Annotated in this window: 10 protein-coding genes; 2 read left to right on the top strand and 8 right to left on the bottom strand. The window is 62.4% G+C overall.

The genetic code is table 11. The annotated features are described in order from the left end of the window. Positions 1–26 precede the first annotated feature (26 nt). Positions 27–1,874: a phosphogluconate dehydratase gene (gene edd, locus EIC84_RS23875; protein WP_003065737.1), complete on the top strand. Its 1,848-nt coding sequence runs from the start codon at positions 27–29 to the stop codon at positions 1,872–1,874. After that, positions 1,859–2,506, top strand: a complete 648-nt coding sequence (eda, locus tag EIC84_RS23880) for a bifunctional 4-hydroxy-2-oxoglutarate aldolase/2-dehydro-3-deoxy-phosphogluconate aldolase (RefSeq protein WP_003065739.1) — start codon at positions 1,859–1,861, stop codon at positions 2,504–2,506. Before edd ends, eda begins: the two co-directional genes overlap by 16 nt. Positions 2,507–2,580: 74 nt before the next feature. On the opposite strand, the gene cydX is transcribed toward eda, so the two are convergent. The 8 genes from cydX to EIC84_RS23920 all read right to left on the bottom strand — a co-directional run. Then, entirely contained in the window at positions 2,581–2,721 is a 141-nt protein-coding gene (gene cydX, locus EIC84_RS23885) for a cytochrome bd-I oxidase subunit CydX (protein WP_003053063.1), read from the bottom strand. A gap of 104 nt (positions 2,722–2,825) precedes the next feature. Continuing rightward, the gene (cydB, locus tag EIC84_RS23890; RefSeq protein ID WP_003065741.1) at positions 2,826–3,980 is read right to left on the bottom strand and encodes a cytochrome d ubiquinol oxidase subunit II; all 1,155 of its coding nucleotides are present in this window, start codon (positions 3,978–3,980) and stop codon (positions 2,826–2,828) included. Between the two features lie 13 nt (positions 3,981–3,993). Beyond that, positions 3,994–5,583, bottom strand: a complete 1,590-nt coding sequence (locus tag EIC84_RS23895; protein ID WP_003065743.1) for a cytochrome ubiquinol oxidase subunit I — start codon at positions 5,581–5,583, stop codon at positions 3,994–3,996. A gap of 31 nt (positions 5,584–5,614) precedes the next feature. After that, a complete protein-coding gene (locus tag EIC84_RS23900) occupies positions 5,615–7,339 on the bottom strand; it encodes an amino acid ABC transporter ATP-binding/permease protein (RefSeq protein ID WP_003065745.1) in 1,725 nt (574 codons plus the stop codon). Then, entirely contained in the window at positions 7,336–9,066 is a 1,731-nt protein-coding gene (gene cydD, locus EIC84_RS23905; RefSeq protein ID WP_003065747.1) for a thiol reductant ABC exporter subunit CydD, read from the bottom strand. Before cydD ends, EIC84_RS23900 begins: the two co-directional genes overlap by 4 nt. Before the next feature lie 240 nt (positions 9,067–9,306). Next, on the bottom strand, positions 9,307–10,263 hold the full coding sequence (locus EIC84_RS23910) for a nitronate monooxygenase family protein (RefSeq protein WP_003065748.1): 957 nt from the start codon (positions 10,261–10,263) through the stop codon (positions 9,307–9,309). Between the two features lie 283 nt (positions 10,264–10,546). Then, positions 10,547–11,677 carry an ABC transporter substrate-binding protein gene (locus tag EIC84_RS23915; protein ID WP_003065750.1) on the bottom strand — a complete coding sequence of 377 codons (1,131 nt, stop codon included), beginning with the start codon at positions 11,675–11,677 and terminating at the stop codon, positions 10,547–10,549. 140 nt (positions 11,678–11,817) lie between these two features. Next, positions 11,818–12,200: electron transfer flavoprotein subunit alpha/FixB family protein (locus tag EIC84_RS23920; RefSeq protein ID WP_205699880.1), on the bottom strand; the 383-nt coding region annotated here is incomplete at its 5' end.

Raw genomic sequence — 12,200 nt, forward strand, 5'->3', positions numbered from 1 at the left:
GGCATTGCTGCCCAAGGACTTTCATCATGGCACTTCACCCCGTTCTGGACCAGGTGACGCGGCGCATCCAGGAGCGCAGCCGCGCCAGCCGCTCCGACTATCTGGCACAGGTCGATGCCATGGCCGCGCGCCCTCCGCAAGTACGCACCATGGGCTGCGCCAATGTGGCCCACGCCTTTGCGGCTCTGCCCGGCACGGACAAGATTCGCATCGTTGAGGAAAAAGGCCCCAATGTCGGCATCGTCACGGCCTATAACGATGTGCTCTCCGCCCATGCGCCGTTTGCGCATTACCCCGATATTCTGAAAGACGAAGCCCGGCGCAACGGCGCAACGGCCCAGGTGGCCGGCGGTGTACCTGCCATGTGCGACGGCGTGACCCAGGGCATGCCGGGCATGGAGCTGAGCCTGTTCAGCCGCGACACGATTGCCATGTCCACCGCCGTGGCTCTCACGCATGACACTTTCGATGCGGCCCTGATGCTGGGCGTCTGCGACAAGATCGTTCCCGGCCTGCTGATCGGCGCCCTGCACTTCGGCCACCTGCCCATGGTGTTCGTGCCTGCCGGCCCAATGACTTCGGGCCTGTCCAACAGCGACAAGGCCAAGGTACGCGAGCAGGCGGCGCAGGGCCTGGTCGGCCGGCAGGAGCTGCTCGCGGCAGAAAACGCGGCCTACCATGATCAGGGCACCTGCACCTTCTACGGAACGGCCAACAGCAATCAGATGCTGCTCGAAGCCATGGGCCTGCATGTTCCCGGCACAGCCTTCATCAACCCCGCCGACGCAGAGCGTGAACTGCTCACGCGCGAAGCCATGCGTACCGTGCTGTCCATCACCCGGGGCCGCCGCTTTGCCCCCATAGGGCATGTCGTGGACGAGCGCTGCATCGTCAACGCCATGGTGGCCCTGCTGGCGACCGGCGGCTCCACCAATCACCTGATCCACTGGGTGGCCGTGGCCCGAGCTGCCGGAATCGTCATCGACTGGGATGACTTCGAGCAGCTGTCTGCAGTGGTTCCCCTGCTGGCCCGCGTCTACCCCAATGGCAGCGCCGATGTGAATCAGTTCCAGGCCGCAGGCGGCCCTGGTTACGTGATCGCCCAGCTGCTGCAGGCCGGACTCATGCATGGCGATGTGCTCACGGTGAGGCCCGAGGGGCTGGCTGCCTTCGGGCGCATCCCCCATGTCGAAAACCATCAACTGCAATGGCGGGATGCGGGCATCTCCGGCGATGACACTGTTCTGCGCCCTGCCAGCCGCCCCTTCAGCCCTACGGGCGGCTTGAAACTGCTCAAAGGCAATCTTGGCCGCAGTGTCATCAAGATCAGCGCCGTACCTGAAGATCGCCACGCACTGCGGGCACCGGCATGGGTCTTTGATTCGCAGGATGAATTGCAGGCGGCCTTCAAATCCGGTGCGCTGGAGCAGGCCTGCCAGACCAATGGCTTCAATGGCGTCGTCTGCGTAGTGCGCTGGCAGGGTCCGCAGGCCAATGGCATGCCCGAGCTGCACAAGCTCACCCCTCCGCTGGCCGTGCTGCAAGGCAAGGGCTATGTCGTGGCCCTGGTCACCGACGGCCGCATGAGCGGTGCATCGGGCAAGGTTCCGGCGGCCATCCATGTCAGTCCCGAAGCACTGGCAGGCGGCCCGCTGGCCAAGGTGCAAAGCGGCGACATCATCGTGCTCGATGCCCCTACCGGCCTGCTGCAAGCCGAGCTGACGGATGCCGAATGGGAAGCCAGGCCGCTGGCCATCATGCCGACTGCGTTGCAGCAAGCCAATCACCGCGGCCTGGGCCGTGAACTGTTTGCCGGATTCCGGCGCAATGCGCTGAGCGCAGAAGAAGGAGCTTGCACATGGCTGCTCAAATGACCGCCTTGTCCATCATGCAGGATGCACCGGTGATTCCGGTCATCGTGCTGCACAACGCAGAGCATGCAGTGCCCATGGCCAAAGCACTGCTGGCCGGCGGCATCAGGGTTCTGGAGGTCACGCTGCGCACGCCTCAGGGCCTAGCCTGCATAGAGGCCATCGCCAAGCAACTGCCCGAAGCCATCGTCGGTGCGGGCACCGTGCGCAATGCAGCCGATGCCGCGGCGGCTGCTCGGGCCGGCGCAAGGTTTGCCGTCAGTCCTGGCTATACCAGCAAGCTGGGCCAGGCCTGCCGCGATCTGAACCTGCCGCTGCTGCCCGGTGTCGCAACCAGCAGCGAAATCATGATGGCTCAGGAAGACGGTTTTACCGAGCTCAAGTTCTTCCCCGCCGTGCAGTCGGGCGGCATCCAGATGCTGAAGGCCTGGCAAGGTCCGTTCGGAGAGCTGCGTTTCTGCCCCACGGGCGGCATCTCGCCCGGCAACGCAGCGGAGTTTCTGGCGCTGTCCAATGTGGTCTGCGTGGGCGGCTCCTGGCTGGTCCCCGCCAGTGCAGTGGAGAGTGGCAACTGGTCACTCATCACCGAGCTGGCTCAGGCCACGCAGGCGTTGAGAAGCTCTCGCACGGCCTGAGCAAGACAAGGCCTCATCCATAAGAAAAGCCCGGTCAGCTCCAAGCCGACCGGGCTTTTCCATGTCTTGGCGACTCAGGCATCCGGCAGCGACTTGGTTCGCTCCAGAAGCTTGCGACGCGTTGCCTCGTCATCCATCAATTCGAACCAGATCGCATTGAGCACGGCAAAGGCTGCTGCCAGCGGCAGACCCAGCAACCAGGCGAAATACCACATAAGTTTCCTTTCATTCGGCCCATCCAATGCATGGGCCAACAATATTCGAACCGCCCCTCACACAGAAGGAAGAACGCAGCATGGCGTCCGAGGGGCGTCCCATCTCAATACGAGTGGCCCTGACCGGTCACGATGGCCTTCACGTCCACCTTGCCTCGCAGCACCGAGTACACCCAGCTGGTATAGGCCAGGATCAAGGGCAGGAAGATCAGCACGCAGACCAGCATGATGAACAGCACAACATGGCTGGAAGACGAGTCCCAGACCGTCAGACTGAAGCGCGGATCAATGCTGGAAGGCAGGATCATGGGGAACATGGCAGCGCCCACGGTCAGGATGATTCCGGCAATCGCCAGGCCGCTTGCCAGCAGCGCCAGCCACTCGCGACGGCTGCGCAAGCCGATGGCCACGATCAGCGGCATGAGCAGGCCGATACCGGGCACCAGCCAGAGCAAGGGATAGGACTTGAAGTTGGCCATCCATGCCCCGGCAGCCACGGCTGCGGTCTTGTTCAAGGGGTTGGAGGGACCGACGGGGTTGATCTCGCTGGTAATCACATAGCCGTTGATGCCTGTAGCCAGCCACAGGCCGGCAGCCGCAAACAGCACGGTGGTCAGCACGGCAAACCATGTGCCGTACCTGGCGGCGCGGCTGGCGACTTCTCCATCGGTCTTGAACATCAGCCAGGCCGCACCGTGCATGAGCAGCATGGACAGCGAGACCAGACCGCACAGCAATGCGAAAGGCGTGAGCAGACCGAAGAAGCTGCCGTCATAGTAAATGCGCATATCGTCACCCAGACGAAATGGCACGCCGAGAATCACATTGCCCACTGCCACGCCGAACAGCAGCGCTGGCACCAGACCCGTGATGCACAGCACCCAGTCCCAGCGATTGCGCCAAGCCGCATCCTCATGCTTGCTGCGGAACTTGAACGCCACGGGGCGCAGGATCAGCGGCACCAGCACGGCAAACATGGCCAGGTAAAAGCCCGAAAAGGACACGGCGTAAAGCTGGGGCCAGGCCGCAAAGATGGCGCCGCCACCCAGAATCAGCCACACCTGATTGCCTTCCCACACTGGGCCGACGGAGTTGATGGCCGTGCGGCGCTCGACATCGGTCTTGGCCGTGGCGCGCAGCAGGCCCATGGCGCCGAGGTCAAAGCCGTCGGTGACGGCAAAGCCCACCAGCAGCACGCCGAGCAGCAGCCACCAGATGAGGCGCAGCACGTCATATGAAATCAGTTCATGCAAGATCATTTGGTTGCTCCTCTCAGCTTTGGCCGCGTGCCAGCTTCTTGATCATGGGTTCGTAGAGGCTGAGGTGAGGTTCGCTCTCATGCTCGGGGCCCTTCTTGATGGCCTTGACCATCAGCTTGAGCTCGATAACCAGCAGCACGGTGTAGATCAGCACGAAGCCGGCTATGGTCAGCAACAGCGTCTTCGCGCCCAGATTGGAAACCGCCATGGCCGTGGGCAGCACGCCTTCGATGATCCAGGGCTGACGACCTAGCTCGGCCACCACCCAGCCACATTCGGCGGCGATCCAGGGCAGCGGAATCGAGAACACGGCAACCTTGAGCAGCCAGGGGTAGGCCTCAAGCCTGTGGCGGGCAGCCAGCCAGAAGAAAGTGCCGGTCAGCACGATGAAGAACATGCCCAAGGCCACCATGATGCGGAAGGTCCAGAACAGCGGACCGACCGGCGGCACTGTATCCATTGCCGCCTGGTGGATCTGTGCTTCGGTCGCCTTGCGTGGGTCATCCACATAGCGCATCAGCAGCAGGGCGTAACCCAGATTGGCGCCATTGTTCTCAAAGCGCAGACGTGCCTCGGCGGGAATCTCGGCATCGGTCCTGGCCTTGCGAATGGTCTGCAACGCGTCATAGGCGTCGATACCGTTGCGGATATTGCCCTCCGCACTCTTGACCAATTCGTTGATGCCGGGAATTTGGGTGTCCAGCGAACGCGTACCGATCAGGCCCATGACCCATGGGATGTGCACGGCAAAGTGGGTCTCGCGCGCCTCGCGGTCGGGGAAACCAAAGGCCGTGAAGGAAGCCGGTGCGGGCTCGGTCTCCCACATGGCTTCGATCGACGCCAGCTTCATCTTCTGGTGTTCGGATGACAGATAGCCGGACTCATCGCCCAGCACCACCACCGACAGCGAAGCAGCCAGACCAAAGGATGCGGCCACCGTCATCGAGCGCTTGGCCAGATGGATATGACGACCCTTGAGCAGATACCAGGCCGAAATACCCAGCACGAACAGCGAGGCCATGACATAACCCGCCGACACCGTGTGCACAAACTTGGCCTGCGCCACGGGATTGGTGAGCACGGCAAAGAAGTCATTCACTTCCATGCGCATGGTCTGGGGGTTGAAAGTAGCACCCACGGGGTTCTGCATCCAGCCATTGGCGACCAGAATCCATAGCGCCGAGAAGTTGGTGCCTATGGCCATCAGGCAGGTGACGATCAGGTGCTTGACCTTGGAGAGGCGATCCCAGCCAAAGAAGAACAGGCCGACAAAGGTCGCCTCCATGAAGAAGGCCATCAAACCCTCGATCGCCAGCGGTGCACCAAAGATGTCGCCCACATAGTGGCTGTAGTAGCTCCAGTTCATGCCGAACTGGAACTCCATCACCACGCCGGTGGCCACACCCATGGCGAAGTTGATGCCGAACAGCACGCCCCAGAACTTGGTCATGTCGCGCCAGATGGCTCGTCCGGTCATCACATACACCGTTTCCATGATGGCAACGAGTATGGACAGGCCCAGTGTCAGCGGCACAAACAGAAAGTGGTAGAGCGCCGTTATCGCAAACTGCAGTCGCGATAAATCGACGATATCGAGGTCCATGGTCAGGTCCTTTCTCTCGGTACTTCAAAAATCAATCGGAAAAACATATGGACTGCGGTGCAACAGCACCCAGCGCATCGGGTCGCAGCCTTGCCATCAGCAGCTCAAACTCTGGGGTGCCGCGCAGGGCTTGCGCTCTTACCTGTCCTGCCTGCAGATACACAATGCGATCGGCGAGGCTCGCCTCACGCTGCCAATGCGTGGCAAAAATCAGCGTTCGCGCGCCGCTCTCAGCCGCCTGCACCAACCGCTTCAGCACATCGGCAGCAGTGACGGCATCCAGTCCCTCGGTCACCTCATCAAGCAGCCAGCAGCGGTCTGGGCTCAGCAGCAGTCTGGCCAGTGCCAGCCGGCGCGACTGGCCTCCGGACAGACCCAGGCCGCCTTCACCCAGCATGGTGTCCAGCCCCTGTGGCAGGGCCATGACGTCGCTTCTGAGACCTGCAGCCTGCAGGACGCCCCACAGCTGCTCATCGTCGGCCTTGGCATCGGCAAGCCTCAGGTTGTTGCGCAGGCTGTCCTGAAAAAGCTCGGTTCTCTGTGTCATCCAGCTGCAGCCGCGGGCCTGAACCACGCCTTCGTCCGGCTGCAGCTCACCCGCCATCAAATGCAGCAAGCTGGTCTTGCCTGCGCCGCTGCTGCCAATCAGCGCCACGCGCTCGCCCTGGCGCACGTTCAGGTCTATCGGACCCAATTGACGCAGTCGGACAGACTGCAGGCTGACGGCCAGCTTCTGCACAGGCTGCTGCGGACTCTCTGCCGCTTCGGCCTTGGCCACCAGCGGTGGAGCCAGCCTGCGCAGCGCCAGCCAGGTACGCCCGGCCTGTTCTGCCCCTCTGCGCAGAGCTGCAAACGGCTCCATTGCCGACAGTGCCAGCAAAATACCCAGCGCAGCAACCGGCGCGTTGATGCGGCCCTGCTCCATCAACCAGGCCATCAACAGCACGGATGCGCTCAAGGTAATGGCCGACACCGCACCATAAGCCTGGGCGGCAGCCGCTTCGGATTGATAAAGCCGCTCATCGGCCAGGGCGCAGCGCGCATCGCTATGCAACACTTGCTGCACCTGGGCAGGCAACTGGCCTGCCATCAGCAGCTCGGTCTGGCCTGCAACCAGATCCACGGTTTGGGCACGCATGGCCTCCAGTGCCACGGCACGGCGTACGGCAGCCTTGCGGCTGCGCAAACCATGCCACAGGGCGATGCCCCAGCCAGTCAGCAGCAGCCACGCCAGGGTCAACAGGCCCAGCCACCAGCGCATGAACCCGTAGGCCAGAGCCGCCAGCAAGGCCGCGCCCAGCGCCGCTACGGCGGGCACCAGCAGGCGCAGATAAAGATTGTCCAGGGCATCCACATCGGAGGTCAGACGCTGCAACAGCCTTGCCGGGCGCTGCAGCAGCAGGCGGGCGGCCTGCGGGCGAGCCCAGCTCAGGAACAGTCTCTGGCGCAAAGCGGCCAGCACGGCCAGCGTGGCATCATGGGTCACCAGGCGCTCGGCATAGCGGGCACCGGTACGGCCCACGGCCAGCAAGCGAATGCCGGCCGACGGCATGAACACATCGAACACCAGGGCCGTGGCAGGCACCAGCCCGGCCAGTGCCGTGGCTGTGATGAACCAGCCCGACAAGCCCAGCAATGCCATGCCCATCAGCACCGTAAGCGCTGCCAGGGCTGCACCTCCCAGCCAGAGATTGCGCGGCGCCATCTGGCCCAGCAGCTTCAGCATCTCGCGCATTGAAATGGTTTGCATCTTCATGGCTGCGGCTCCCGCGCCGGTCGCAGCAGCGGCAACTCGATCACGCGATCCATGGCAGCGGCCAGCTGTGCATCGTGGGTGGCGACCAGCATGGTGCGCCCCCTGGCCAGATGGCGCAGAGACTGCGTGATCTGGGCTGCTGTCTCGGAATCGAGATGAGCAGTAGGTTCATCGACCAGCAGCAGTCCGGCCTGTGTCTGCGCGGCAATACGTGCCAGAGCCAAACGTACCACCTCGCCACCGGAAAGGCCTGCGCCGCCCTCACCCAGGCTTGCGCCGGGGCGATGCGCCAGGGCCTCATCAAGTGCCGCCAGCTGCGTAGCTTCGGCAATCTGTTCAGGTCCTACAGAACGTCGCCCCAGCGCAATATTGCGCGCGGCCGAGCCGGCAAAGACATGGGGCAACTGACCCAGCCAGGCCATGCGCCGGCGCAGCTGGGTAGCACTGCCGGCATCAAGCGTTTGCCGGTCGACTTCGATACGGCCTTGCTGTACCGGCAAAAGGCCGGCAATCTGCGCCAGCAGCACGGACTTGCCGCTGCCGCTGGGACTCCACAGCGCCACATGCTCGCCAGCCTGTATGTGCAAAGACAGCGGCGCGAGGCTGGAGTCACTGCCTGGCACCTGAACCTTGAGTTCCGAAACGCTTACGGACACAGGCTGGCCAGGCCATGACTGCTCATCGACCGGAGATGCTTCAGCGGCATGCTGCGCACCGACAACCTGCATGGACTGCGCCTGCATGCTCTGCAAGGTCTGCAGTGCGGCCTCGCCCGCAGCTCTGTCATGCCAGACGGCCGAGAGATCGCGCAAAGGCTCGAAAAATGCCGGCGCCAGCAGCAGCACAAACATGGCCTGGCCCAGACCGAGCTTGTCGCCCCAGGCGCCGAAATTCAGCGTGCCCAGCAGGTGAAAACCTATATAGACGGCCACCATGGCCACGCCCAGTGCCGAGAAAAGCTCCAGCACCGCAGAAGACAGAAAGGCAATGCGCAGCACGCGCATGGTGCGGGTGCGCAGGTCTTCGGCATGGTCACGCAGCCGCTGGCCCGTCAGCTCCACGGCATGCAGAGCACGCAGCGTGCTCAAGCCGCGCAGGCGGTCCAGCAAGAAAGCGTTCATATGACCGAGCTGCAGCATCTGCTCTTCGCTGGCCGCCTTGGCACGCCAGCCCACGAACGCCATGAAAAGCGGAATCAGCGGCGCGGCAACCATCAAAATCAGAGCAGCGACCCATGACTGCAAGGCCACGGCAGCCAAAATCACCAAGGGCAGCAAACGCACACGCCACATCGCGCTCTGGTAACGCGCCAGCCACGGAACAATGGCCTCGGCCTGCTCGGCCATGGCACTGGCGGCCTGGCCGGAAGCTGGGCGGCTCTTGTCCAGCGGCGATGTCTGAGCCAGCGACTGCGCCACCCGGGCGCGCAAGCTGCTGAGCTGCACGCGCGCTGCACGGTTGGCCAGCATGCCGCCATGGCCTTCTGCCCGGGCTCGCAGCAAGCCCAGCAACAACACGCCAGCCGCCATGGGCCAGACGGCCGCCATGCCCTGACCGTTGGCCATGAGTTGCACAGCCCAGGCCAGCAAGGCTGCCTGCGGCAGCCATATCAGCCCGGCAAGCACCTGCCACACAGCACCCGCGCTGGGGCGACGGATGACGCTCGCCAACTCGGCATGTGCTGTATCGACCTGGTTGTCGGTGGAGGAAGAAGGGGTGTGCTGCATTTCTCAATTTTCAGTATTTACTGAAATTAACGGAATACTACTCTTCTTTTGACAATCATCATGACTTGATATGCAAAAGCCAATTGCAGGACCAGGCCTACATTGATACGCATCAACTCTGAAGCGATTTAACAAGGGTTAACCCTTGAGCAAGTCGTGCTTGAGCAACATCAAGCGAGCAAGCCGCCCATAAAAAACGGCGTCCGAAGACGCCGTTGACACAGAAGATAGTGAACTGCCTCAGGCAACCAGCAGGCTTGCCTTGGCTTCGGCGTACTCACGCTTGAGGCGAGCCACCAGCTCCGCCGTGGACTGCACCTTGTCAATGGCACCGATACCCTGGCCACAGCCCCAGATATCTTTCCAGGCCTTTTGCGCACCGCCGCCAAAATTCATCTTGCTGGGATCGGATTCGGGCAGGTTTTCCGGATCCAGACCGGCCGCACGAATCGAAGGTGCCAGATAGTTGCCATGCACGCCTGTGAACAGATTGCTGTAGACCACGTCGTCGGAGCTGCCCTCGACGATCGCCTGCTTGTAGGCTTCTACGGCGCGCGCCTCGTCGGTGGCAATGAAGGCCGATCCGATATAGGCAAAGTCCGCACCCATGGCCTGGGCCGCGAGAACCGCCCCCCCCGTGGCAATCGAGCCGGACAGCGCCAGAGGGCCGTCAAACCATTGGCGAATTTCCTGCACCAGGGCAAATGGACTCTTCACACCCGCATGGCCGCCAGCACCGGCTGCCACGGCGATCAGGCCATCGGCACCTTTTTCAATGGCCTTGCGAGCAAACTTGTTGTTGATGATGTCGTGCAGCACCACACCGCCCCAGCCATGCACGGCCTGGTTCACATCCTCACGCGCACCCAGGCTGGTGATGATGATGGGCACCTTGTACTTGGCGCAGACCTGCATGTCGTGCTCGAGACGGTCATTGCTCTTGTGCACGATCTGATTGATGGCGAATGGTGCCGAGGGACGATCGGGATGGGCCTTGTCCCAGGCCGCCAGAGTCTCGGTGATCTCTGCCAGCCAGTCCTCCAGTTGCTCGGCCGGGCGGGCATTGAGAGAAGGCATGGAGCCGACGATACCGGCCTTGCACTGCTCGATGACAAGCTTGGGATTGCTGATGATGAAAAGCGGCGAGCCGATGACAGGCAGAGCCAGCTTTTTGAGGGCAGGTGGCAGCTTGGACATATGTTGTCTCCTTCTTCGTTTTATAAATAAAAAGGGCTGCAGCGTTTGTTCCAGATACGCCGGCAGCTCTTATTTCAGAAGCAGTTCGAAGGACGGCTCACTGTTTGCACCCCTGTGCCGACGGTGAAGTCGTCCGACTGGCCTTTGGCCAGTTTCGCCTGCCATCGCGCCACTCCCTGTCCCCAGGGCAACAGTTTTTGCCTTCTCTGTGCACGGAGGATCATCGTGATGGGCGCGGCCGCAAAAAAAGCCTGAGCGCGGTGCTGCGTCAGGCCTTGGTTTCTTACTGCGTCACACGCCCGGCGGCATTGACGATGGACAGGTCCACATATTTGGAGCCCACTTGCCCGGGCTTGAAGTTCACCCAGTAGCCGCCCAGGTCATAGGACTCCAGTCCGCGCAAGGCGGCACTCATTTTTTCCGGCGTCACCGGCTGGCTTCGGCGCATGGCCTCCACGATGACTTTGGCATTCACATAGCCTTCCATCATGGCAAAGCTCACCGGAACGTCCAGGGTCTTGCCTGCAGCAATCGTCGCGTCGCGAAACTCCTTGTTGAGCTTGCCCGAGACCTTGTAGGGACTGGGCACAACCTGGGCAATCGACAGACCGCTCATGTACTCCACAGGAAGACGCTTTGCCAACTGCTCGATATCGGCCTCGGCGGTGGCATAGACCTGGGCGGTGCCCCCCTCCATGCGATATGCCTCGACAAATGCCGCCGTGGCAGGGCTGGAAGCCACCAAGAGAATGGCTTGAGGCGAAGTCTTCGCGGCCTGCAGTTCCTGCACAGCCTTGTCCGAGCCACCCCGGCTCTTGAGCATGGCCGATGCCACCAGCTTGGCCCCGCTGGGGTTCACGGCCTTGGTCACCAAGGCCGTCAGCTCCTGCGCATCGGGACGCTCCTCGAACACCAACGCCAGCCGCGTGATGCCGACGGTGGCCAGGTGGGAGGAAATCTTTGCGACCTGCTCGGCAAGCCCTGCACGCGTGGAGAACATCTGCGGCGATGCCAGCACACGGGTGTCCGTGCTCTGATAGCCCACCAGCGGAATCTGCGAGCCATCCAGAGCCTTGCTCTCCAGCAAGGCCGAGAGATTGCGGTTGCCGAAATAGCCTGCCAGCACCACGGGCTTGGATTCGCTCAGCAGCTTGCGCGTCTTGGTCACGGTCTCTTCAGGGTGGCCCACATCATCGAGCACAGCCAGCTCCACAGGTTGGCCCTGCACACCACCAGCCTTGTTGATCTGGTCAAAGTACAGACGCATGCCCTGCGCATAGGCCCGCCCCTGACTGGCTTCGGCCCCCGACATCGGGGCCACCTGCCCAACCGTCCAGGCCTGCGCCACCAAAGCAGCACCTGCACACATCGCGACCAAACCGGCTCGCGCCAACACCCAATGCTTGCGATTCATTCAGAGTCTCCCTCTCCATCAATGCAGTGGGTCTGAAGCGCCCATGCAGCTGCCGAATTATTGTTGATGACCTGACCTGTACGAGCCAGGCGCCCATGGAAAAAGAGGGGCTTGAAGCCCCTCTTTTGATGTGCGCCAAATTACAGCGCGTTGACCAGTTCGGGCACGGCCGTGAACAGATCGGCTTCCAGACCGTAATCGGCCACCGAGAAGATCGGTGCTTCGGGGTCCTTGTTGATCGCCACGATCACCTTCGAGTCCTTCATGCCCGCCAGATGCTGGATCGCTCCCGAGATGCCACAGGCAATGTACAGCTGGGGCGCCACGATCTTGCCGGTCTGACCCACTTGCAGGTCGTTGGGCGCGTAGCCCGCATCGACAGCCGCACGGCTGGCGCCGATGGCCGCACCCAGCTTGTCGGCCAGGGGGGTGATCACTTCGGTGAACTTCTCGGCCGAGCCCAGAGCACGGCCACCGGAGACGATGATCTTGGCTGCCGTCAGTTCGGGACGATCGCTCTTGG

The sequence above is a fragment of the Comamonas sp. A23 genome (assembly GCF_004522605.1).
Classification (GTDB): Bacteria; Pseudomonadota; Gammaproteobacteria; order Burkholderiales; family Burkholderiaceae_C; genus Comamonas; species Comamonas thiooxydans.

Coding starts and splice junctions, on each gene's coding strand:
- cydX (WP_003053063.1), bottom strand. CDS start 2,721: ATGTGGTATTTCGCCTGGTTGCTGGGTCTGCCGCTGGCAGCAGCCTTT.
- cydB (WP_003065741.1), bottom strand. CDS start 3,980: ATGATCTTGCATGAACTGATTTCATATGACGTGCTGCGCCTCATCTGG.
- cydD (WP_003065747.1), bottom strand. CDS start 9,066: ATGCAGCACACCCCTTCTTCCTCCACCGACAACCAGGTCGATACAGCA.
- EIC84_RS23900 (WP_003065745.1), bottom strand. CDS start 7,339: ATGAAGATGCAAACCATTTCAATGCGCGAGATGCTGAAGCTGCTGGGC.
- EIC84_RS23910 (WP_003065748.1), bottom strand. CDS start 10,263: ATGTCCAAGCTGCCACCTGCCCTCAAAAAGCTGGCTCTGCCTGTCATC.
- EIC84_RS23895 (WP_003065743.1), bottom strand. CDS start 5,583: ATGGACCTCGATATCGTCGATTTATCGCGACTGCAGTTTGCGATAACG.
- edd (WP_003065737.1), top strand. CDS start 27: ATGGCACTTCACCCCGTTCTGGACCAGGTGACGCGGCGCATCCAGGAG.
- eda (WP_003065739.1), top strand. CDS start 1,859: ATGGCTGCTCAAATGACCGCCTTGTCCATCATGCAGGATGCACCGGTG.
- EIC84_RS23915 (WP_003065750.1), bottom strand. CDS start 11,677: ATGAATCGCAAGCATTGGGTGTTGGCGCGAGCCGGTTTGGTCGCGATG.